Genomic DNA, 22,308 nt, shown 5'->3' with positions numbered 1-22,308 from the left:
GGTCGTCGTTGCCTGCGTCGTCGGTGTCTTCATTGTCCACTTATACTTATAGATACGCCGGTCGTTCCCATCCATATCTGTCTCTAATCTGTGTCCCGGGCCGTGTTCCGGAACCGAAAATCGTGTATGGTCCGACCTCCGGCCTGTCACAGAAGGGCCACAGTTGACGACGAAGCCGATGAAAGGGTTACAGTTCATGCACATCATGCAAAGGGGAAGAGCAATGGGATCGGGGAACATGGAGTCGAAGCACATGGAGTCGAAGCACATGGCGACCTCGGGAATCGCCGCGCTGGCTGTTGCCGGTGCCCTCACACTCTCTGCCTGCTCGGACAGCGCGGGCGGCAAGGAAACCGTGGGCACCCTGCTCGGTGCAGCCGGTGGTGCGCTGCTGGGCGCACAGGTCGGCGACGGGTCGGGCCAGGTCCTGGCGTCGGTCGCCGGCGGTCTTCTGGGTGCCTATCTCGGCAACGAGATCGGCCAGTCGCTCGACCGGGCCGATCGCGCCCATGCCTCGCAGGCCCAGGCGGCCGCCCACAGCGCTCCGGTCGGTCGGACCGTGACGTGGAACAATCCCGACTCCGGCAACCACGGCAGTTTCACGCCGACCCGCGAGGGCAGGGACCAGGCCGGCAACTATTGCCGCGAATACCAGACCGAGGTGACCGTGAACGGCGAGTCGCAGCAGGCCTATGGCACCGCGTGCCGCCAGCCCGACGGTTCCTGGCAGGTCGTCAACACGCCCGGCTGAGCCCGGGCAGGACGCGCCGGAACCCCGACTCCGGCAACTCCGGCAGCATCGCACCGGCTTCCCCCGGCTTCGTCGCTGGCTTCCCGCCAGCTTCCTCGTTGGCCCGTTTCCGGCTTTTGTGCAGGATGGGCAAATGTGTAGGATAGGTGAACGCGGGGGCCGGTTTCCCATCGGTTCCCGGCACATCGCACGCGAGGACGCATGACCGAAGCCGGCTCCCTGATGGCAGGCAAACGCGGGTTGATCATGGGCGTGGCCAACGAACGCTCGATTGCCTGGGGCATTGCCCGCACGCTCGCCGCCCATGGCGCGGAGCTCGGCTTCACCTATCAAGGCGATGCGCTGGGCAAGCGCGTGATCCCGCTGGCCGAGGGCGTGGGCGCGTCGCTGACCGTGGACTGTGACGTCACCGACGATGCCGGTGTCGATACGGTGTTCGCCGAGGTTGCGTCCCGGTGGGGCAGGCTCGACTTCCTCGTCCACGCCATCGCCTTTTCCGACAAGGAAGAGCTCAAGGGTCGTTATGCCGACACGACCCGCGACAACTTCCTGCGCACGATGGATATTTCCTGCTACAGCTTCACCGCGGTCGCCCGGCGCGCGGCGGAGCTGATGACCGAGGGCGGCAGCCTGGTGACGCTGACCTACTACGGAGCCGAACGCTGGATGCCGCATTACAACGTCATGGGTGTCGCCAAGGCGGCGCTGGAGGCCAGCGTGCGTTACCTCGCCGCCGATCTCGGCGAACGGAACATCCGCGTCAACGCCATCTCGGCCGGGCCGATCAGGACGCTGGCGGCCTCGGGCATCGGCGACTTCCGCTATATCCTCAAATGGAACGAGCTCAACGCGCCGCTGGGGCGCAACGTCACGACCGACGAGGTCGGCGGTTCGGCGCTCTATCTCGCGAGCGATCTCTCGACCGCCGTGTCGGGCGAGGTGCACCATGTCGACTGCGGCTATCACATCGTGGGCATGAAGAACCCCAGGGCCCCCGACATCGCGACCGTCTGACGGGCCATGGCCGGGAACAGTTTCGGACATCTCTTTCGGGTCACGACCTGGGGCGAGAGCCATGGGCCGGAGATCGGCTGCGTGATCGACGGCGTACCGCCGCGCATTGCGCTGACCGAGGCCGAAATCCAGCACTGGATGGACCGGCGCAGGCCCGGCCAGTCGCGCTTCACGACCCAGCGCAGGGAACCCGACACGGTCAGGATCGTCTCGGGCTGGTTCGAGGGCCAGACCACCGGCACGCCGCTCGCCATGGTTGTCGGCAATGTCGATCAGCGTTCCAGGGACTACGGCGGGATCGCGGGGACATACCGTCCGGGCCATGCCGACTACACCTATGACGCCAAATATGGCATCCGCGACCACCGGGGCGGGGGCCGTTCCAGTGCGCGCGAAACCGCCATGCGGGTCGCCGCCGGTGCCGTCGCGCGCAAGCTGCTGGGCGACGGCATCGTCATCCGCGGCGCGGTCATCCGGATCGGCTCCTGCGCCATCGACCGCGCCAGGTGGGACTGGGAGCAGGTCGGGCAGAACGCCTTCTGGTGTCCCGACAGGGCCATGGCCGAACGATGGGAAGGCCTCCTCGACGGCGTGCGCAAGCGGGGCGCAAGCGTCGGCGCGGTCATCGAGATACAGGCCTCGGGCGTTCCGGTCGGGCTCGGCAGCCCGATCTACGGCAAGCTCGACAGCGATCTGGCCTCCGCGATGATGTCGATCAATGCCGTGAAGGGTGTCGAGATCGGCGCGGGCTTTGCCCTTGCCGCCGAACCCGGCGAGACCGCCGCCGACGAGATGGCCATGGGTGACGACGGCCCGCGTTTCCTCTCGAACAGGGCGGGCGGCGTGCTGGGGGGCATCTCGACCGGCCAGGACGTTGTGGTGCGCTTTGCGGTAAAACCGACAAGCTCCATCCTGCACGAACGCCGCTCGGTCGACCGCGACGGCAACGACACGACCGTCCGGGTCGGGGGCCGCCACGACCCCTGTGTCGGCATCCGCGCCGTCCCGGTGGGCGAAGCCATGATGGCCTGCGTCCTCGCCGACCACCTGCTGCGCCACAGGGCCCAATGCGGCTGAAGCGGATCGCGGCGGTCAGCGCATGCCTTCGACAATCATGCGGGCGAGGTGGAGCGGTGCCGCATCCCAGTAGGGCGAGAGGCGGCCACCGTCGTACAGGGGTGACGACCGGCCCTTCTGCAGGCCCTCGATCAGGCCGATGTCCTCGTGGTTCAGATCGTTCCACATGTCGAGCACGGCCTGGCGTTGCCCGGCCCGGTCGGGTGAATCCGCGGCATCGCCGATGAGATAGATGTCGATCCGTTCACGGCACCGGTCGGGTGCCAGCGGTGTCACGTGAAAGCTCGCCACATGATCGGGGTAGACCTCGAAGCCGAAGGCAGTGGGCAGGATGAACCAGAACCACTTGTGCGCGGCCTCGTCCGTGAGACCGGGGAAATGCGGCAGGCCTGCGCCGCGGCCCGCTTCGGCCTTCCTGAAGCGATAGCAGTTCCACATGATATGGTCGCTGATCCGGCTCGGCTGGCGTTCGGCCATCGGCACGAAGGCGTGGAGCCGGGGATGCGCGGCGAACACGTGATAGGGCTCGATGTAGTTCTCCAGCGCGAACTTCCAGTTGGCCCGGGCCTCGAAGTGGACCGTGCCGGCATAACGTGTCGCCGAGAGGTCGTAGTCGCCGATCAGCGCGCGTGCCGGTGCCAGACAGTCGTCCAGCGGCGGCGCCTTGCCGTCGGGATTGACGAAGATCCAGTGGTGCCAGACCTCCGTGCGCACCGGAAAGAGGCCCGGAGCATCGGGCCCCGGTGCGGTGTCGTGCCTGTCGCCGCCGTGGAAATGGGGGCGGGTTCGCAGGCTGCCGTCAAGGCCGTAGGTCCAGGCGTGATAGGGGCAGGTCAGAAGACGCTGACCGCTGCACCGCTCCGGCACGAGGACGGTGCCCCGATGACGACAGACATTGTGGAAGACGCGGATCCTGCCGTTGTGGTCGCGCAGGATGACAAGCGGCATGCCCGCGGCCTCGATCGGGAGAACGTCGCCCGCGTTCGGCACATCCTGGGTGAACCCCGCGACGAACCAGCTGCGCGCGAACAACCGTTCGTACTCCAGCCGCTGCCAGGCTTCGGTCGTGTAGCAGGCGTTGGGCAGGGCCGAGGCCTCGCCGACGGGCCTTGCGAGGGCGGCAAGCGCGTCCTCGCCGAGCATGGCGGCGACGTCGTTCCATGTCGATGCCGGCCCATTCGATGCCAGCCCATTCGATGCCAGCCCATTCGATGCCAGCCCATTCGATGCCAGCCCATTCGATGTTAGCCCGGTCGATGTTGAAGTCCACGCGGATGGCATCATGGCCCGATCCCGAAAAAGAGGGCGTTCGGCAGATTGGTACATGACAGGATGAGGACGACACAATAAGGAAATGAGGGGAGGAAATGAGGGGAGGAAATGAGGGGAGGAAATGAGGGGAGGAAATGAGGGAGTGACCGGAGATGAGGGAAAAGACAGGAATGGCACCATGACGCGCACCGCGACACCGTTCCCGCACCTCTTCGAACCCATCGCGATTCGCGGTCACACCATCCCCAACCGGCTCTTCTTTCCGCCCCACGGGACGTCGATGGGAGAGGGCGGCATGGTGGCCGAGCCGCTGATTGCCTATCACGAGGCCCGCGCCCGGGGCGGCGTCGGCATGATTGTCGTCGAGGGCATGTCGATGCATCCCAGCTTCGGCATCGCATCGGGCTACCTGCTGGCGGACAGGCCGGAAATCGTGCCCGGCTTCCGGCGTCTGGCCGAGCGCATCCACGCCCATGGCACGACGATCGTGGGGCAGCTCTTCCATCCCGGTGCCGCCATGCGCGGCACCCTCGACGGTTCGCGGCGGCCCGCGATTTCGGCCTCGGCGGTGCCGTTCGAGCGTTACAGCCTGATGCCGAGCCCGGCCACCCGGGAACAGATCGCCGGGTTCGTCGAGGCCTATGCGCTGGCCTCCGGCCATATCGTCGAGGGCGGCCTCGATGGCGTCGAGATTCTCGCCAGCATGGGATACCTCATCGCCCAGTTCCTCAACCCGCGGACCAACCTGCGCGAGGACGACTATGGCGGCAGTCTGGGGAACCGCTGCCGTTTTCTGGTCGAGATCCTCCGGGCGGTCCGTGCCCGTATCGGCGCGGCGCCCATCCTCGGCATCCGCATCACCGATGGCGACGGGACACCCGGCGCGATGGCGTCGTCCGAGGTGCTCGCGATCTGCCGCCACCTCGAAACCCTCGGCCTGCCCGATTACGTCAGTGTCATCGGCGGCAACACGGCCACCGCCCGGGGCTGGATCGACGTCTTTCCGCATATGGCGGTCGAACCCGGTCATGTCGCAAGCCATGCCGCTGCCCTGAAACAGGCGCTCTCCGTTCCGGTGCTGGTCACGGGCCGCATCAACCAGCCGCAGCGCGCCGAGGAGATCCTGGCCTCCGGTGCGGCCGACATGGTTGGCATGGTGCGTGCGCAGATTGCCGACCCGTTCTTCGCCGCCAAGGCGCGGGATGGCCGCCCCGACGACATTCGTGCCTGCATCGCCTGCAACCAGGCCTGTGTCGCCCACCGGTTGCAGTACTTCCCCGTGTCCTGCATCCAGCATCCCGAAACCGGCCGCGAGCTTGCCTTCGATCACGTGAAGGCCCCGGCGGCGCAGAAGAAATCTGTCTGGGTTGTCGGTGGCGGCCCCGGCGGCATGAAGGCCGCCGCGGTCCTGGCCGAGCGCGGACACGCGGTCACGCTTTACGAGAAGGCGGGGCAGCTTGGCGGGCAGGCCCTTCTGGCCCAGGCCCTGCCGGGACGCGCCGAGTTCGGTGGCATCGTCACCAACCTCGCCCGCGAGATGGCGCTTGCCGGTGTCGCCGTGGTCCGCAACACCGCGGTCGATGCGGCCATGGTGCGCGCCGCCGGTCCCGACGCCGTGGTGCTCGCCACCGGCGGACAACCCTATCGTCCGGCGGTTGAGGGCGAGGACGAGGCGCATGTCGTCGAGGCCTGGTCGGTCATCCGGGGCGAGGCCAATGTCGGCGGTTCCGTGGTCATTGCCGACTGGAAGAACGACTGGATCGGTCCCGGCCTTGCCGAAAAGCTCGCGCGCGACGGTTGCCGTGTGCGCCTGGCGGTCACCGGCATCGTGCCCGGCCAGAACCTTCCGGACAGTGTGCGCGATCACTGGATCGGCCAGCTCTCACGCCTCGGCGTCGAGATGATTCCCTATGCCCGGCTGTTCGGTGCCGACCGCGACACTGTTTATCTTCAGCACACGGTCACCGACGAACCTGTCATCTGCGAGGACGTCGAGACTCTGGTGCTGTCGCAGGGCACGGCAGCTGAGAACAGCCTCGCGGTCGCGCTTGCGGACTGGCCCGGCGAGCGTCATGTCATCGGCGACGCCCTGTCGCCGCGCACGGCCGAAGAAGCCGTTCTCGACGGTCTCAAGGCGGGCATGGCGATCGGCGCATGACGGTCCGGCCCCTCACCGGACGCGACGCACCGGGCGAGCGTTCCCGGTCCTCGGGAGGCCGTCGGGAGGCCGTCGGGAGGAAAGGGAAGGCTTCAGGCGGCAGGACCGCCCGAAGCCTTGTCCCATTCCTGCCTATTGGTTCAGTTAGTCGGGGCCGGGGCCGAGGCATAGAAAGCAGAGGAGCTTTCAATCTGTTGTGTTATTTTGCCGGCGTCAGGTGTTCGTATGGTTGTTTCAACATTTCCTGTAACGCCTCCGTGTACAAGCAACATGCGCTGGTTATCGTACACCTTACCTTCCAACATGAGGTCGGCCTTGTGTTCGACATCAGAGGGTAAGTTAATGATGGCAGAGGGAGAGAATGCACTGGGAAGATCACCGTCAAGACGGATCTTTTCAGGCTCACGAAGGGTGCCTTCCAGCTTGCCTGTCATGGTCATCGCAGTGGAATCGATCGTTCCCGTACCGGTGAGAGACCCCTGCAACACATGTTGGAAGGCACCCGTGACCATATCAGAGCCTGCCATGATCGTAAGCTCCTTGTTGAACAACGTCGGGGCAGCCGGGTCGGAAACGTCAAACCTGGCGAAATTGCTTGCCTCTGTTGTGAACGTCGCGTCATCGAAACTGGCATCGATTGTGAGATTGCCAAGGACACGATTGCCGGGCAGGTCGACCCTGACATACCCCGTCAGGGTTCCTCGCCCCTGCGGGAGAGCGGCCGGGGCTGCGAGACCGTCGCTTATAGCCATTTCAATCGCCTTCAACGCATCGTCGGCCATCCTGTATTCTGGCAGGCCGATTGTTGAATCCTGCGTGGCATAGAAAGCAGAGTCGCTTTCAATCTGTTGTCTACGTATTGGGATATCAGTGGAGGGTGTGACACCCTTTGCGGTTGTTACAACATTTCCTGTAACGCCTCCGTGTACCAGCAAGGGGCCATCGTTATCGTACACGTTACCTTCCAACGTGAGGTCGGCCTTGTGTTCCAAAGTAGCAGGTACGGAATTAACTTCGGCTGAACCAAGCGTACCGCTAAGCTCGACGGCTTCACTCAGGGTGCCGTCCAAGGTGCCTGTCATGGTCATCGCAGTGGAATCGATCGTTCCCGTACCGCTGAGAGACCCATCCAACTCATGTCCGAACATACCCGTAAGCATATCAGAGCCTTCACCAGAGGCTTCTATGATCGTAAGCTCCTTGTTGAACACCACCGGGGTCGGGCCGGAAACGTCGAACCTGACGAAATCGCTTGCCTTTGTTGTGAGCGTCTTCTGATCGAAATTGGCATCGATTGTGAGATTGCCAAGGACACGATCGTCGGGCAGGTCGACCCTGACATACCCCTTCAAGGTTCCTTGCATCGGCGGGAGAGCGTCCGGGGCTGCGAGACCGTCGCCGATAGCCTCTTCAATCGCCTTCAACGCATCGTCGGCCGTGCTGTATTGTGACAGGCCGATTGTTACATCATTATCTGCACCGGGCGGGATCGCCCCAAGGGAGACAGTGACGGGCTCGGTCTCTGGAGTGGGCGCGGGCTCTGGAGTGGTCGTCTCGGTCTCTGGAGTGGGACTGTTGTTGTTCGAACCGGAAAAACTGCACGCGGAAACCGCTGCAAGCAGGAACATGCCTGCGGCAACATTCAGAAGTTTGTTCATGATCTGTTCGATCTTCCATGGTCTCAGGTGATTGTTCGTGGCTCACGGTCCACATTCAGGCGCTGGCTGTCAAGGCGTTTTCCGGGCTTTTTCTGGCCGCTCCCATTGCGCCGGACACCTGTCTCGCCAAGCACAAAACCTGCCTGTTGCGCATCGACAACCTGGAAAGCACATGACAGACCCGTTGCGGGTTGTCAAGAGGTTTTGCGCAGTCGTCGAGAGGCGTGGCGGGTCTGTTGCCTCGTATTTGCCCCCGGATGCTCCGAGCGTCAAGAGAATTTTACACCCTTCTCACAAGAAATCGCTCATGGCGGTCCCGCATCTCACCCCCGGCCCGCTGCCACACCGACGGCTGCCCCCGGACGGTGGGGGCGGATGGACCTTGCCGGGGATCGACAACCCTGAGGATCGACAACGCAGCGATCCGCCGGGGCTCTGCCGTTTCAGTGCGCCCGTTTTTTCAGCGAAGCCCCGGCGGGATCGTAGACATAGTCGCCAATCGTCCCGTCCCTGATCCGTTCCACAGCGTCCCCGATTGCGAACAGGGGCACCAGAAACCACTCGCGCGGGACAACCGGTTTCCCGAAACGGTCCATGACCTCGATCTCGAGGCGGGCGGGCTCGAAGATGCGATGGATGAGGTTTTCCAGCCTCGTCCGGTTGATGTTGTAGAGCGCATAGCTCGCCACGATCTCGACACTGGCCATCAGGAATGTCGGCTGAAGATGCGCGCCCGCGATACGCTTTTCGACACTCATGGTCGTCACGCCGATCTTGTGCACAAGCTCCCGGTTTTCCGCCACAAGCGGATGATCGGACCCGCTGCGCAGGACATAGATCGTCCCGCTTGCCTCGTCGCCCTCGACCGTTCGGTCGGAAAACAGCGGACCGGCGGCCGGCTCGGTAAGCCGTCGCCCGGCCTCGTCCCTGTTCAGGGCCCGTTGGAGCGAGCGCATGAGCATGGCGCTCTCGGTGCCGTTGTCGAAGATCACGCGAAGGCGGGCATCGGTGCGCCCCTGGTCGTTGAGCGTCGTTTCGCCCTTCTCCGCGACATAGGCCTTCTGACCGCCGACGATGAAGAAGCGCCCCTGCTCGATCTCCGCCTTCATCTCGAAAGGCCGCGCCTCGCGCAAACCGCTGTCGAGCTCCTTTTGCACCTGCTCGAAGAGCGGCCTGAAGGTCGCGAAGTCCTCGCATCGCTCGCGGCTGGCGATCTCTTCGGCGGCCTTCTTCTCTGCGCTCGAACGCACATGCTTGAGTTCCGCGATGGCTGGCGCTTCCGTCGCGATTCCAAGCGCGGCCAGAAGTTCATCGTCATCGAGCTCCTCCGCATCCGCCCCATCATACGCCGCCCCATCCGCCTGGGCCGCCGGGGCCGCGCCCGTGAGCCCTCCCATGTCGTCGATGGGCGTATCCAGCGGCGCGACCAGGTCCCGACATTCCGGCAGCGCGCGGATGCGATCGAGCCGAACCGCATGAAGGCGTTCAAAAATATCCCTGTCCCCGCCATGCTGCGGCGCACGCCCGTGTTCCTCGACAAAGCGCTGGATCTCCTCGAACCCCGCGACGATACGCTCCTCGCACGCCGTGCGCGTGACCGCCTTCCCGGGCTCGCCCTCGATTCCAAGCGCGGTCAGAAGCGCCGCGTCTTCCTCGGTGAACCGGTCTTCCTCAGCCAACCGTCTCGCCATTGCCCGCCTCCTGCTGCATGGCCTCCTGCCGCATACTCTCCAGGAACGCCACGCCTTCGGCCATCGTCCTTTCCCAGGGGTCGGCAGACTTGAGGGTCGGCAACCACCCCCGCTCCTGCTTGAACATCAGGGCGCGGCGCGCCAGGTCGCGGGCCTCGTCCGGCGTGAGCCGCAGCTTTCTGACCGATACAATCTTGGCGACCTGCCTGAGGTTGTCCTCATTCATGCTTTTGGCGAGGATCGCATAGGCTTCCCCGAAGGGGTTGATGCTGTCGATCAGGTCGATATCGAGCTCGCGCACATCCATGGCAAACCTCCTCACCCCGTCGATCAGCGCCGTGTTGGCGCCTGTCCCATCGTCGGAAGCGGAGTCGTCGGCAGGCGAAAGGGCGGCAGCCTTCGCCTTCTGCGTCAGAGTCAGCGCGGCAATCGCGTGCTGGCGCACGGCTTCCCGATCCCCGTCATCGAGGTCGGGATATCGGTCGGCGACGATCCTGCCCATATGCACCTGGGTCAGTTCCTGCGGCACAAGCTCGTCATCGAAAAGCCCGCGCTCGGTGGCCGTCCTGTCCTGGACAAGGTCGGCGATCACCTCGTTCAGGTCTTCCCGGCATATACGTTCGGCCTCCCTGCTCCGGGGCGGGGTCAGCCCCCTGATCTCGATCCGGAACTGTCCGCGTTCCTCGTCGAACCCGATGTTCTCCTTTTTCGGGTCGTAGCCGCCTTCGCCGTAGTCGAACCCCTCGACCGGCCCGCTTTCGGTCGTCTTCGGCGTGAAACTGAACCTTGGCGCAAGCACCTGCTCCATGAGCAGGCTCGCGGCGATGGCTTTCAGCGTGTCGTTCACCGCCTCCGTGACGGCGGCCTCCGAGGCGTCCGGCTCGGCGATCAGATTGGTAAAACGTGCCCGCTCCTTGCCTTCGGCATCGCGCGTGACGCGGCCGATGATCTGCACGATCTCCGTCAGGCTCGCGCGATAGCCGACCGTCAGGGCATGTTCGCACCAGATCCAGTCGAACCCCTCCTTGGCCATGCCCAGGGCAATGATGATATCCACATGGTCCCGGTTGTCCCTGTTGGCCGGGTCCTTGAGCGCCGCCGACACCCTGTCGCGCTTCGCCGCCTCGTCGTCGACCAGGTCGGCAACCTTGAGCACATGCCCGTCCGCCGTTTTCACAAGCTGAAAACCCGTGGCCGGGTCCGTCCCCTGCCACGCGCCCAGGGAGTCGATGATGTGCTCGACCTCCCTGTGCTTGTCTTTGGTGCTTTCGCGCGAATTCACATTCGGAATATGCACGATCGTCTTCTCCTGCGGATCGAGCACCTTGAGAATGTGGTCGGCATAGGAACCGGCATAGAAGAAATACCCGATATCGAGCCTTTTCAGAAAGCTGTATCCGTTCAGCTGCTCATAATAGGTATAGGTCACCGTATCGAACCGGGCCTCGTTCTCCGGCGTCAGGATCGGCAGGGCATCGCCCCGGAAATAGCTTCCCGTCATCGCCACGACATGGACCCGGTCGCGCGCGATCAGCGCGTTGATCTGCGTGCCGAGAATGCTGTCCTCGCTCGCCGAGACATGATGAAACTCGTCCACGGCAATCAGACGCCCGTCGAAGGCCTCCACGCCCAGCTTCTCGACGGCAAAACGGAAGGTCGCATGTGTGCAGACAAGCACCGCATCGCCGCTTGCCAGAAACGCGCTGACGGATTTGACCTTGCCGCCCTCCGTGCCCGGTGAATTGCACAGGTTCCATTGCGGCGCGACGGTCCAGTCGGCATGGAAGCCGGCCTCGCTCAGCGGCTCGTCGCCGAAGCTCGATCCGATCGAGGTTTCGGGCACCGTCACGATGGCCTGCCTGACATCCCGGTTCGCGAGCTTGTCGAGCGCGATGAACATGAGCGCCCGGCTCTTGCCCGAGGCCGGCGGCGACTTGATCAGAAGATACCGCTCGCCCCGCCTCTCATAGGCCCGCTCCTGCATCTCCCGCATACCGAACTCGTTCGCCCTTGTGGACCTGCCGTTCCGGGCATAGGTCACGGAGACCGAAGGGACACGCACCGAAGGGACACGCACCGGGGGGACATGCACCGGGGGGACATGATTGCTCTTGCTCATCGTCGAACCGTCAACGCCTCCAGAAGATTGTGCTCTTTCAGATAATGTCTTGCCCAGCCGGGCGGCCTGTTCCAGCGGCAAAGCCCCTTCCTGTGCCAGCCCAGGTTTCCGGCACCGATGAGCCCCCTGGCTTCCACATGGTCGACAAGCCGGTCGTGGTCGTAGAGATAGATTGTTTCCGTCTCCTCACCGCCGTGCTTCCCACCGCCGCGCTCGCCCCAGCCATGCTTGCCCCAGCCCTGTTCGCCATAGACGTGCTCGCGACGATCGCGCTCGCCACGGCCACGCTCGTGCAGGATGAAGGCGATGCGGATGCCCTTTCCCAGATACCTGCGGTTGACGGCCAGCCCTCCCTTGAGCTGCACCTTCAGGAAGCTCTTGCCATCGTCGTGGCAGGCAATGAAGTCGGTATATGGCGACGCCGCTGACAGCGCGTGGAAGGTCTCGCCGTCGATCCGGCTGGCCATGAAATCCGCCCACCTGCCGTCGTCAGCGAGCCGCCAATGGCATGTGAAGCCGCCCTGCTTCAGGCGCGCGGCAATCCTGTTGAAGTTGTGGTTTTCCCTCTCGCGCGACGTGAGATCGCCATAAGCCTGCGCATCGGGAGCGTCATGGGAGACGGATGGCATGGTCATCGGACCTCGTATTCCTGAAGCAAACCGCGCAACCATTTTGGAGGCGTCGGCCAATTATATGATCGAGGCCCTTTCCATGCCTCGTTATCGCCGACTTCACCGGTCTTGACGATCCGCCTCTCCATCTCGTCATGGGGATAGACATAGACCTTGTCTGTCTCCTCATCCCTGAAAGCGATGTAGAGCCCCTGGCCCACACGTTTGTGATCGATGGTCGCACGGGTTTTGAGCCTCACGAGACAGGATTTTCCATCGATATGACGGGCTATGAAATTCGTGTCATGCCCGCGCAAGTCAGGTGACGACGGAACACTGTCGTATCCATAGTCGGCCAGCTTTGCCGCCACCATGGAAAAGTTATAGGCTCTCCTCTGGTGCAATGGTAGCTTCCTGTAGTTCTCCTTCTGAAGCACCCATGCCGCTGCCTTCTCCTTGTGAGAGTCATGGGCTCTCTTCTGCTGCGGTGACAGCTCCTCGGAGTTCACCTTCTGAAGCGCCAATGGCGCAGTTGGGTGTGTCATGCTGCCTCCTTATCGGTCATGTGTGTGGTGAGGGTGAAGAGTTTTTCCAGGCGTTCATTGAAGCGGCAACCGATAGTAGCCCGCTCTTGCATCTCACGCATGCCGAGGGCTTCTCCACCTTTTCTTGGCACCATCCTCATCCCATGTCAAACCGTCAGGCAGATTCCTTGGCGGTCCCCCATCCGGATGTTGGGTTGCCTGATCAAGTTGGTCTTGTGTGACACCTATGACACCGATGAGGTTCGCACCCGTAAGGTTCGCATCCGTAAGGTTCGCATCCGTAAGGTTCGCATCCGTAAGGTTCGCATCCGTAAGGTCCGCATCCGTAAGTTTCGCATTCCCAAGGTTCGCATTCCCAAGGTTCGCATTCGTAAGGTTCGCCTTCCTAAGGTCCGCATCCGCAAGGTTCGCCTGCGTAAGGTCCGCGCTTTCGAGCTTGGCTGATAAAAGGTCCACACCTTTCAAACACGCACGCCAGAGACGTGTATCGGTGAGGTTCGCATCCGAAAGGGAGGTTTGAGATATCTGCACGCCAATAAGGTACGCGCCGGAGAGGTTGGCATGTTGGAGATCCGTGCCGACGATTTCCGCGTCGCACAGATTCGCCTGGGCGAGATTCGCATTTCTGAGAACCAAATTTATGAGGCGCTTGTTTTCCAGGTTCACTCCGACAAGCTTTGCGCCGGAAAGATCGAAACCAAGTTTCTTGTCCAGATCGTCACCTATCACAGTCTTGAGGGCGATTTCCGCGAGAGGATCAATCCTTTCTTCCTCCTCCGTTACCCGGAGAGGCTGTGCGCGGATAAACTGTGACAGCATGTCAAGCACATCCTGGCGGTTCGGATAATCCTGATCATGGACCAGCCTCGCAAGCGCCATGATGCCGCCACGCTTCACCACCGGGTCCTCGTCTTTCAAATGTTCGACCGCTTGAGAAAAACGTGTCTGGGAAAGGGACTGGCGGTGCTGCCTGTCGGATTGCTGAACCTGCTTGGAAGCAATTTCTGCTTGATGTGAGGCCGTCTGGCCACGCCAGACGGCCAGAAAAGCCGCCCATGAAGCAGCGATCAGAGCGCCGTAATTCTGGATGATTTCACTTCTTGATTGCGTCCGTTCATCCATCGTGACGTCGGTGTGTCCCCAGTCAAACAAAACACCGGTTGCCACCACTGCGAAAAGAAAAGTCGCGATTGTTGGCCGCCATTTCTTCATGCTGCCTCCTTCCCGGTCATGTGTGTGTAGAGGGTGAAGAGTTTTTCCAGGCGTTCGGTGTCGTTGCGGAAGCGGCGGCCGATATAGATGCGCTCCAGGGTCTCGTCGTTGCGCTCGTGGGCGGTGCGCAGGTTGTCGGGCATTGTTTCGGGGTCGTAGAGATCGGCAAGGGTCGCAGGGAAATGCGCCTCCCGTGCCAGAAGAATATCCTCGGCGCAACGGGTCAGGTCGTCCCTGTTCTTGCCCGTGAGCTTAGGGATGGGGAAGGTGTTCCAGCCGAGGGTGTTGGAATAGCGATAACCGGTTCCCAGCCTGCCGCATACCGTCGCGATCCAGACCAGATGCAGCCGCGATGCGATCAGCGCCATGTTCCAGAGCGGCGCATCGTAAAGGGCAAAAGCAAGATTGCTTACAATGACCCCGGGTGCAGCCACGCCAACGGGAAGAAAATCCCTGTTCTCGGAGCTTACGCCCGGCACAACGATGGTCATATCTTTACCTTCAAATTGCTCTCGAAATTTGTGGGGAGTCTCTGCCATGTCCCGCGCGCCTTTGTCTCTGCTGGACAGTCTCTCTTGTCGTACCAGGTCAATTCTCTTGCCTATGCTGTCTATGGACAGGGCTTCGTCAACATCCTCATCCTTGATCCAGAGACAATAACGTTGTTGCCCCCGGATAAATTCCTGAGAGCCGACAAAGGGTCTGACGAATTGTTTCCTCTGCGCCTCGGAAAGTTCCAGCCTGGCCACGTCGGAAGGTTCGAGAAGCAGATGACCGCCATCCCTGGGCATGTTGCCAAAGCTCATATCCGCCACGCCCGTGCGCGGTTTGCCGGATTTGGTGACAATGATATTGGGCGCGGCAGCAAGATATGCGTTGATGTTGGCCGTCTCCTGCAAGACTGTCTTGCCCCGGTCGTCGGGCGCATAGAGCCGTCGCACGGGTCCGGCATGGTTTGAAATGCCGATGATCGCAACGATGACGCCCGCGTTGTGGCTGGCAAGATTCGCCCATTTGAAGCTCGTGTGAGCAAAGGCGATCTCGTGCCCGGTCTGGAAAATCAGCGGCCACAGGATCGGCACATGCTGCCCCTAGCAGATCGAGTTGGTGGCCACGAAAGCCGCGCTGCTCTTCGTGTGCATCCCGTAATCGGCCGCCTTCATGAACCAGCCCGCCACATAGTCGAGCGATTTCCAGCTTCTGGCCCGTTCCCCGAAGACGTGCTTCAGGTCGTCTTTCTGCTCTGCGGATTGCCATCTTTTCCCAAGATAGGGCGGGTTCCCGCAGATATAGGTTTCCCCGCCCTCGTTGTCGAAATCGATCCCGGCCCGATCGACCGGCGACAGCAACAGATCCTCGGCACGGTGCTCCACGCCTGTGCCGGCCGGCGGGCAGATGCTGAGCCAGTCGAGCCGCAGGGCATTGCCGCAGGCGATCCAGTTTCCGGCATCGAGCGGCAGGAAATCGTGAAGCGCCTCTTTCTGTCCACGATGCAGCACATCGCACTGGTATTCCGCGATGATCAGCGCCAGCCGCGCAATCTCGGCGGGGAAGTCGTGCAGCTCGATCCCGCGAAAATTTCTCAACGGGATGTCGCTGCGCCGCTCGGCCTCGCCGCGCCGCCTGTTGATCACGGCCTCGAGGGCGCGCATTTCCTTGTAGGCGATCACCAGAAAGTTGCCCGATCCGCAGGCGGGATCGAAAACCCTGATCCTGGCCATGCGGTTGCGCAGGTTGAGCAGCTTGCGGGCGTTGTCGCCCGCCTCGTCCAGCGTTGCGCGCAGATCGTCGAGAAACAGCGGATCCAGCACCTTGCAGATGTTCGGCACCGAGGTGTAATGCAGCCCTAGGGCACCGCGTTCCTCCTCGTCGGCCACGGTCTGGATCATCGAGCCGAAGATATCGGGGTTGATCCTCGTCCAGTCGAGCCCGCCGATGTGCAGCAGGTAGGAACGCGCCATTTTGGAAAAGCGCGGCACCTCTGTCCCGCCCGAAAACAGCCCGCCATTGACGTAAGGGAAGACATTGGCCCAGCGGGGAAGGCCGGCAGCCGCGCGCGCACCGCCTTCGGTGTTCATGGCCCCGGTGTTCATAGCCCCGGTGTTCATGGCGTGGAAGAGCATCGCGATCACCTCATGGGTGTTCGAACTGTCCCGTTCGCTCATCCGCGCGACCGTGTCGGTGAAGAGATCGGATTCGGCGAAGATGCCGGTGTCTTCCGCAAAGAAGCAGAAGATCAGCCGCGCCATGAAGCGGTTCATGTCATGGCGGCGCGCCTCGCTCCCCCATTCGGGATTGTCCTTCAGAAGCGTGACATAGAGCTTGTTGAGCCGTCCCGTCGCCCTGATGTCGAACGCATTCTCGCGGATTTGCCTGACCATGCGGATGCCGGCAAGGGGCAGGAAGAACCAGAAGTGATCGGGCATCTCGCCATAGGCGCAGGCGATCGTTTCGCCGCTTGTCAGGTCCTCGGCTTCCAGATCGGTGCCATCGGTCGCCAGAACGAACCTGGCTTTGGCCTTCGCGGTCGCCGGGCTGGCCCTGAGTTGCGCCAGTGTGGCCGTAACCTCCCCCGGCGCGCACACCTTCAGATGGATATTGTTGGTTTGCAGGACAGCGCCCCGGTCCGACAGGTCCGACCTGTTCGTTTCCCCGCTGCGCAGGCGCTTGATTGTCGTGGCTTTGTTCCCGAAGGCCTCAAGAAACGAGAACGGAAACGCCTCACCGTCGAAATCCCGCCCCGCAAGCCCGGAAACCGCCTCCTCGATCTCGACAACATTCACAACCGCCTCCAGCCCATCCTTACCTTGCCCATCGTTCCGTCACCCATCCTGTCGTCCCCCGCCCCACAATACCACCCGAACCCCCCACCCGCAAAACACCGCGCACAGGCCCGGGGCACAGGCTTGGCGGGCCGCAAGCATCACGATCCTGTTACCGGAAAGGCTTGGCATCGGTAGACAGAATGTCTTACATTCTCTGCGGAACCATATTCCGTTGCTCTCAGGAAAATGTCGAAAGAACAACGGGTTACTCGGTAAAGTTACTCGGTAAAACGGAGGAAAAGATCGCGATGCCGGGAGGAGCACAGGTTCAGGCAGGCAGCCAGGCAAAAGAGTGGTCGGGCGGGCGCGAAGCTGCGCACCGAATCCCCGACCGCGAGGGAGCGCAAGGCTATCGCAGGGAAGGCCGCAGCGACAAGGTGGCGCTGATGGGCCCGTTTGACCCGCGAACGATTGCGAACAGGATGTTGGACTATGCGGAGCAACAGGGTCTGCACCTTACTGTGATGCATCTTCTGAAGCTCGTCTATCTGGCGCATGGGTGGTGGCTGACCTTCTCGAACGGTTCGCCACTGACGACCGCAAAACCGGAAGCCTGGAGGTACGGCCCCGTCTACCGCGACGTTTACAACGCGTTTATCCGGTATGGCAGAGGTCCTGTCATTGGACGGGCGGTAGACGGGGCAACCGGCTATGAGTATCGTGAGGACATGTCAGAAGAGGTTGAACATCTGCTCGAGCACATCGTGTCTTCATACGGAAAGCACTACGCCTTCACTCTTTCCAAATCGACGAACAAGCCGGCAGGACCGTGGTCAGTCACCGTAGAAAAGCGTGGTTACTATGCACCGATTGAACATGACATGATCCGCAAGCATTTCGATGGCCTCAGACAAAAACCCGCCGCAGCCTGATCTGGCAGGGCCCGAGTCCGACATCGATCGGGAAGCAGCTTCACTATCCCCCGAAGACCCTGATAACGAGATGGGCGAGCTTCGCCAACGCCTGGACGATGTTGGGTTGTTGGTTGAAGAGGTTTTTCAGGCGAAAGAACTCCACAGATCTGTATCGCGTTACGTTGAGGACCTTCGTGAGGAACTCAAGGACCTGAAACGTTTCCGCCTTTGGACGACTGTTTTCTCTGTCGTCATGTCTTGGCTCCTTTTTCTCCTGATTGGTTACTGCGTTGCATTTGCGCCAGAGTGGTTTGTCGCGCTCGATGGATCGGTAAAAGTGCCTTTCCTCATTGCCTGTGGTGGCGGCTCGGTTTTTCTGATGTCGATATTGCTGCGGGGTGTCTATCGGAGTCGAAGCGACAGGAACAGGGATGAAATCCTGCCCGAGCATTTGAAGCAGATAAGGGATGCGGTGTCCGGTTCGGAATGAACATTCCACTTCATCAAATAACCATACCTCATAAAATAACCCTATCGTATCGGAGACATGAACAGGCTGATCCTGCGGCTGATCCTGCACAAACGCAGCGGGCTCCTCGCCATGCCGGTCGATGCGGGCGAGGCTTGCGCGGCCTGCCGTGACGACCGAACGCGAGGGCGCGGGCCCGGCGGGTGGCAAGGCGTCAGATGCGCTTGCGGACCGTCGGCAGGTCGCCGTCGAACTCCATTTCCGGAAAGATGCCGCCGCAGAAGGTCTGCGCCACCTCGCCGCCCGCCTCCGGGGGCTCGACGGCGAGCAGCCTGTCGGCCCAGTCCTCGGCGTTGTCCTGCGGATCGTAGCCCAGGCTGAAGGCCAGGCTGTTGTCCCACCACGAGCGTGTGTTGCGCGAGATACCGTAGACCGGCGCATGACCGATGTCGGGCGCCTCCAGACCCGTGACGACCAGGCGCACGAGATCGCCGTGGCTCAGCCAGGTCGAGAGCATACGAACGTCCTTCGGCTCGGGCTGGAACGAGCCGATGCGCATGCTGAAGAACTCCATGTCGTGCTTGTCGACATAGAGGCTTCCGAGATCCTCGCCGAACGCCTTGGCGACGCCATACCGTGTGTCGGGACGGTGTTCCACCCTGTGGTCGATGAACGCGCTCCGCGGGTAGAAACCGACCGCATGGTTGGAACTTGCGAACACGAAGCGCCGCGCCCCGGCACGCCGTGCGGCCTCGATGGCGTTGTACATGGTGACGATGTTGTTGGGCAGGATGTTCTCCCAACTGTCCTCGAAGGCGATACTCGCGAGATGAACGACGGCATCCATGCCCTCGGCCATGGCCGAGACGGCATCGAGCTCGGTCATGTCGGCCTGAACCGTCTCCTCGCCGTCGCCCGCCGGGTCCATGGCAACCCTGTCCGTCAGGCGCACCAGCCCGTAGCGCCCCCTGATACCTTCGCGCAGGACGCGACCGATCGCACCGGCCGCACCCGTGACAAGCACCTTCATCCCGTTCTCCCTTTCCCTGTTTCCCGGATTCCACCGCACGGGCCACCATGCCCCCCAACCTCCGGCAAGGCAAGCCGCCGCCATCGCCTGAGACCCCGATAAACCCGAATAAACCCAAATAAACCCGCTTCCCCGCCGTTACTGCGTCCGTGCGGCATGGCGCACGCGATGCTAGTGTGCGCCCGCGCAATTCATGGCATCAGGAGTGCATCTCATGGGTCTGTTCGACCTCGAGGGACAGGTGGCGATCGTCACGGGCGGGTCCAGGGGGATTGGCCGCGCGATCTGCACGCGCATGGCGGAAGCCGGCGCGAAGGTGGTGGTGTCGAGCCGCAAGCCCGACGCCTGCGAGGAGGTTGTCGGGGAGATCGGGGCGAAGGGTGGCCAGGCGATGGCCGTGGCCTGCAACGTCAGCCATATCGATCAGCTCCGGAACCTCGTCGACAGGACCATGGCGGCCTGGGGCAAGGTCGACTGCCTGGTCGGCAACGCCGCCGTCAATCCGCACTACGGTCCGATGACGGACATCGGGGAATCGGCATTCGAGAAGATCGTGAACTGCAACATTCGCGCGAATCTCTGGCTCTCGAGGATGGTTCTGCCGCAGATGGCCGAACGCAGGGACGGGACCATCATCCTTCTGTCGTCGATTGCCGGTATCAGGGGCACCGACGACATCGGCATGTACGGTGTCTCCAAGGCCGCCGCCATGGCGATGGCGCGCAACCTCGCGGTCCGTTGGGGCGAACACAATATCCGCATCAACACGATTGCGCCGGGCCTTGTCAGGACCGACTTCGCGAAGGTGCTCTGGGAGAATGCCGAGCGCCTCGGCAAGGTCGAGGCCCGGTATCCGCTGCGCCGCATCGGCGAACCCGACGACATTGCCGGCATTGCCGTCTTCCTGGCATCCCGGGCGGGGCGCTACATCACCGGCCAGACCATCGTTGCGGATGGCGGCAGCACACTTGTCGCCGAAGGGGTTTGACGCTCGCATCCGGTGGGGCACGTCAGGCGCGCACCGTTTCTGGCGCGCGCCCGGGGAACACCGGCACCTCAACGCCGGGCTGCGCCGGAAGGAGGTGGCGGAGTCACGGCCCGGTCACTGCGGAGTAACGATTGCGCCAGCCGGGCATCCCGCGCTTGCGAGACGGCCGCGCCGCCCCCATTTCGGAAGCACATCGGAAGAACAGTGAAATCCGGGAGTGAGAACCATGGCCAAGGCGACCTTTGCCGCAGGGTGTTTCTGGAGCCCCGAAGAGGTCTTCAGCAAGGTCGAGGGCGTGACCGACACCGCCGTGGGCTACATCGGCGGAACCGCGGAGAACCCGACCTATGAGGAGGTCTGCACAGGCCGTACCGGACATGCCGAAGCGGTCCAGGTCGACTACGACCCCGACAAGGTTTCCTATGACGAACTGCTCAAGGTGTTCTGGGAGATTCACGATCCCACGACGCTGAACCGGCAGGGCCCCGATGTCGGAACCCAGTACCGTTCGGCCATCTATACCCATGACGACGGGCAGCGTGCCGCCGCGGAGGCCTCCAGGGAGGCTCAGCAGGCGGCACGCCACGATGACCGCATCGTCGTGACCGCGGTCGAGGATGCGCCGACCTTCTGGCGCGCCGAGGACTATCACCAGCGCTTCATGGAAAAGCGCCGCGGGCGCTTCGGCTTCAAGGTCGCCTGAAAGGCTCCTGGCGGCGACAAGGTGCCCGGTGACAAGGTGGCTGGCGACCTGCGCGCCGGGATGCGTTCCAGCCGCGCGCAACAAGCTCCTCGCAGCAGTGGATCAGGGCCTTCACACGTCTGCCGAGGCTTGCGAACCGCTCATCCCGGGTCTGGCCGCGCAGGTAGCGGATGTGGATCTGCTGCAGGATGGCCGCGACCCTGAAGCGGCCGAAGACCTCGTACCAGCCGAAGCGTGAGACGCGGCGGCCGTGGCGTCGTCGTCGCTGTAGTAGCCGTTGACCACCCAGGGGCCGCGGCACTGCAGCTCGCCCTGCGATTCCCCGTCGAAGGGAACCTCGTTGCCGGCGTCATCGATCAGTCGGAGTTCCACGCTGAAGAACCGGCGCTCCAGCTTCGTCAGCGTCTTGCCGGTCTCTCCCGCATATGGGTCAGCAGGCCGAGCCAGATTGTCGGCACGCCCAGGGTCACGGTGACCCCTTCGGATTCCATCAGCTGACGATCTTCGGGGGCAGCAAGGTTTCGCGCTTCAAGTGGTTCCAGACCGTGTTCCTGCTGGCATCCAGCAAGAGGGGCATCAGCGCGAACCAGCTTGTCCGCACCCTTTACTGGCAGGCATGGCGCAGCCACACGGCATGGGGGGAGACGGGCGGGATAAAGACAAAAGAACCTCAGGCGGCCATGCCGCCCGAGGTCCCGATGTCGGGAAGAAACAGAAGATTTCAGGCGGCGTGGCCGCCTGAAATCCTGATTCCGTACTCAGTAATGGACAGCGTAAAACGCCCCACCCTCGATACTTCAAGGGCCGAACGCTCGACACCGTCAGCGGTTCTCGACAGCGTAAAACGCCCCACCTTCGATATTGCTATCACTTTCTCCGGATCTGGAAAGGGTTCCTGTCAGGTCTCCGTGTAGCAGCAAATTCTGACCGTCAAGGTACACGTTACCTGCAATGGTCCCGTCGACTGTGGTGACGACGCCGTTACTGACCAGTGTAAGGTCCCCAGCCAGGGCGCTTTCAATCGCGGTTGCAGTGATCGTTCCTCTACCACGCAGCTTTCCATTCACATTTGTACCTTGTCTATCTTGCCAACTCGACGACGTACCACGGCTGGCAAGGCCGGTAAAACCTCTTGCCTTTGTTTTGACCTTGCCATTATCGAAATTGGCCGTGATTTCGAGATTGCCCATCATGGGAAGGTCCGAGACAAGATTGTCAGCCCTGACATATCCCCTCAAGATGCCGCTCCCCGCCGGAAGAGCATCCGGGGCTTCGAGGCGGTCGGCTTCGACAGCTGCAGCGATAAAATTCAGATTGTCGATTTGCTGGAG

At 62.5% G+C, this 22,308-nt stretch carries 18 protein-coding genes and 1 pseudogene; 9 read left to right on the top strand and 10 right to left on the bottom strand.

Annotated elements, in window-relative coordinates; genetic code table 11:
- Window positions 1–268: 268 nt before the first annotated feature.
- The 3 genes from GDA49_06810 (at window position 269) to aroC (ending at window position 2,842) form a co-directional block, all read left to right on the top strand.
- The gene (locus tag GDA49_06810) at window positions 269–751 is read left to right on the top strand and encodes a glycine zipper 2TM domain-containing protein (GenBank protein MBC6440108.1); all 483 of its coding nucleotides are present in this window, start codon (window positions 269–271) and stop codon (window positions 749–751) included.
- Between the two features lie 201 nt (window positions 752–952).
- Complete coding sequence (gene fabI / locus GDA49_06805) at window positions 953–1,765, top strand: enoyl-ACP reductase FabI (GenBank protein MBC6440107.1); 813 nt, start codon at window positions 953–955, stop codon at window positions 1,763–1,765.
- 6 nt (window positions 1,766–1,771) lie between these two features.
- On the top strand, window positions 1,772–2,842 hold the full coding sequence (gene aroC, locus GDA49_06800) for a chorismate synthase (protein MBC6440106.1): 1,071 nt from the start codon (window positions 1,772–1,774) through the stop codon (window positions 2,840–2,842).
- Window positions 2,843–2,857: 15 nt separating this feature from the next.
- On the opposite strand, the gene GDA49_06795 is transcribed toward aroC, so the two are convergent.
- Entirely contained in the window at window positions 2,858–4,126 is a 1,269-nt protein-coding gene (locus GDA49_06795) for a Rieske 2Fe-2S domain-containing protein (GenBank protein MBC6440105.1), read from the bottom strand.
- A gap of 166 nt (window positions 4,127–4,292) precedes the next feature.
- Between GDA49_06795 and GDA49_06790 the strand changes: the two genes are divergently transcribed.
- A complete protein-coding gene (locus GDA49_06790) occupies window positions 4,293–6,272 on the top strand; it encodes an FAD-dependent oxidoreductase (GenBank protein MBC6440104.1) in 1,980 nt (659 codons plus the stop codon).
- A 140-nt stretch (window positions 6,273–6,412) separates the two neighbouring features.
- Here the strand turns inward: GDA49_06790 and GDA49_06785 are convergent, their stop codons facing one another.
- From GDA49_06785 to GDA49_06755, 7 genes and pseudogenes are all read right to left on the bottom strand, one after another.
- Entirely contained in the window at window positions 6,413–7,930 is a 1,518-nt protein-coding gene (locus GDA49_06785) for a hypothetical protein (GenBank protein ID MBC6440103.1), read from the bottom strand.
- 443 nt (window positions 7,931–8,373) lie between these two features.
- Complete coding sequence (locus GDA49_06780) at window positions 8,374–9,621, bottom strand: GIY-YIG nuclease family protein (protein ID MBC6440102.1); 1,248 nt, start codon at window positions 9,619–9,621, stop codon at window positions 8,374–8,376.
- The gene (locus tag GDA49_06775; protein MBC6440101.1) at window positions 9,602–11,683 is read right to left on the bottom strand and encodes a DEAD/DEAH box helicase; all 2,082 of its coding nucleotides are present in this window, start codon (window positions 11,681–11,683) and stop codon (window positions 9,602–9,604) included. The genes GDA49_06780 and GDA49_06775 overlap by 20 nt, the downstream gene beginning before the upstream one ends.
- A 53-nt stretch (window positions 11,684–11,736) precedes the next feature.
- Entirely contained in the window at window positions 11,737–12,375 is a 639-nt protein-coding gene (locus GDA49_06770; protein ID MBC6440100.1) for a hypothetical protein, read from the bottom strand.
- On the bottom strand, window positions 12,372–12,788 hold the full coding sequence (locus tag GDA49_06765) for a hypothetical protein (protein MBC6440099.1): 417 nt from the start codon (window positions 12,786–12,788) through the stop codon (window positions 12,372–12,374). Before GDA49_06765 ends, GDA49_06770 begins: the two co-directional genes overlap by 4 nt.
- Before the next feature lie 201 nt (window positions 12,789–12,989).
- Window positions 12,990–14,108 carry a pentapeptide repeat-containing protein gene (locus tag GDA49_06760; GenBank protein MBC6440098.1) on the bottom strand — a complete coding sequence of 373 codons (1,119 nt, stop codon included), beginning with the start codon at window positions 14,106–14,108 and terminating at the stop codon, window positions 12,990–12,992.
- Window positions 14,105–16,891: pseudogene (locus GDA49_06755) on the bottom strand (class I SAM-dependent DNA methyltransferase). Before GDA49_06755 ends, GDA49_06760 begins: the two are co-directional and overlap by 4 nt.
- Window positions 16,892–17,073: 182 nt before the next feature.
- On the opposite strand from GDA49_06755, the gene GDA49_06750 reads away from it, so the two are divergent.
- Together GDA49_06750 and GDA49_06745 are read left to right on the top strand one after the other, a co-directional pair.
- Window positions 17,074–17,805 carry a DUF4065 domain-containing protein gene (locus GDA49_06750; GenBank protein ID MBC6440097.1) on the top strand — a complete coding sequence of 244 codons (732 nt, stop codon included), beginning with the start codon at window positions 17,074–17,076 and terminating at the stop codon, window positions 17,803–17,805.
- Complete coding sequence (locus GDA49_06745; GenBank protein ID MBC6440096.1) at window positions 17,774–18,277, top strand: hypothetical protein; 504 nt, start codon at window positions 17,774–17,776, stop codon at window positions 18,275–18,277. Before GDA49_06750 ends, GDA49_06745 begins: the two co-directional genes overlap by 32 nt.
- A 193-nt stretch (window positions 18,278–18,470) precedes the next feature.
- Here the strand turns inward: GDA49_06745 and GDA49_06740 are convergent, their stop codons facing one another.
- A complete protein-coding gene (locus GDA49_06740; GenBank protein MBC6440095.1) occupies window positions 18,471–19,286 on the bottom strand; it encodes an NAD(P)-dependent oxidoreductase in 816 nt (271 codons plus the stop codon).
- Between the two features lie 214 nt (window positions 19,287–19,500).
- Between GDA49_06740 and GDA49_06735 the strand changes: the two genes are divergently transcribed.
- The 3 genes from GDA49_06735 to GDA49_06725 all read left to right on the top strand — a co-directional run bounded on the left by GDA49_06735 (window position 19,501) and on the right by GDA49_06725 (window position 21,475).
- Complete coding sequence (locus GDA49_06735) at window positions 19,501–20,274, top strand: SDR family oxidoreductase (GenBank protein ID MBC6440094.1); 774 nt, start codon at window positions 19,501–19,503, stop codon at window positions 20,272–20,274.
- A 226-nt stretch (window positions 20,275–20,500) separates the two neighbouring features.
- Complete coding sequence (gene msrA, locus GDA49_06730; GenBank protein ID MBC6440093.1) at window positions 20,501–20,977, top strand: peptide-methionine (S)-S-oxide reductase MsrA; 477 nt, start codon at window positions 20,501–20,503, stop codon at window positions 20,975–20,977.
- Window positions 20,978–21,211: 234 nt separating this feature from the next.
- Window positions 21,212–21,475, top strand: coding sequence for a hypothetical protein (locus GDA49_06725; GenBank protein MBC6440092.1), 264 nt, complete (start codon window positions 21,212–21,214; stop codon window positions 21,473–21,475).
- A 323-nt stretch (window positions 21,476–21,798) separates the two neighbouring features.
- Here GDA49_06725 and GDA49_06720 read toward each other — a convergent pair.
- Window positions 21,799–22,308: hypothetical protein (locus tag GDA49_06720; protein MBC6440091.1), on the bottom strand; the 510-nt coding region annotated here is incomplete at its 5' end.

It is taken from the genome of Rhodospirillales bacterium, assembly GCA_014323865.1.
Classification (GTDB): domain Bacteria; phylum Pseudomonadota; class Alphaproteobacteria; order SP197; family SP197; genus SP197.
The sequence above is the reverse complement of the archived record's forward strand: the minus strand, read 5'-3'. Positions and strand labels throughout refer to the sequence as shown.

Coding starts and splice junctions, on each gene's coding strand:
- GDA49_06810 (MBC6440108.1), top strand. CDS start 269: ATGGCGACCTCGGGAATCGCCGCGCTGGCTGTTGCCGGTGCCCTCACA.
- fabI (MBC6440107.1), top strand. CDS start 953: ATGACCGAAGCCGGCTCCCTGATGGCAGGCAAACGCGGGTTGATCATG.
- aroC (MBC6440106.1), top strand. CDS start 1,772: ATGGCCGGGAACAGTTTCGGACATCTCTTTCGGGTCACGACCTGGGGC.
- GDA49_06795 (MBC6440105.1), bottom strand. CDS start 4,126: ATGATGCCATCCGCGTGGACTTCAACATCGACCGGGCTAACATCGAAT.
- GDA49_06790 (MBC6440104.1), top strand. CDS start 4,293: ATGACGCGCACCGCGACACCGTTCCCGCACCTCTTCGAACCCATCGCG.
- GDA49_06785 (MBC6440103.1), bottom strand. CDS start 7,930: ATGAACAAACTTCTGAATGTTGCCGCAGGCATGTTCCTGCTTGCAGCG.
- GDA49_06780 (MBC6440102.1), bottom strand. CDS start 9,621: ATGGCGAGACGGTTGGCTGAGGAAGACCGGTTCACCGAGGAAGACGCG.
- GDA49_06770 (MBC6440100.1), bottom strand. CDS start 12,375: ATGACCATGCCATCCGTCTCCCATGACGCTCCCGATGCGCAGGCTTAT.
- GDA49_06760 (MBC6440098.1), bottom strand. CDS start 14,108: ATGAAGAAATGGCGGCCAACAATCGCGACTTTTCTTTTCGCAGTGGTG.
- GDA49_06750 (MBC6440097.1), top strand. CDS start 17,074: ATGTCTTACATTCTCTGCGGAACCATATTCCGTTGCTCTCAGGAAAAT.
- GDA49_06745 (MBC6440096.1), top strand. CDS start 17,774: ATGGCCTCAGACAAAAACCCGCCGCAGCCTGATCTGGCAGGGCCCGAG.
- GDA49_06740 (MBC6440095.1), bottom strand. CDS start 19,286: ATGAAGGTGCTTGTCACGGGTGCGGCCGGTGCGATCGGTCGCGTCCTG.
- GDA49_06735 (MBC6440094.1), top strand. CDS start 19,501: ATGGGTCTGTTCGACCTCGAGGGACAGGTGGCGATCGTCACGGGCGGG.
- msrA (MBC6440093.1), top strand. CDS start 20,501: ATGGCCAAGGCGACCTTTGCCGCAGGGTGTTTCTGGAGCCCCGAAGAG.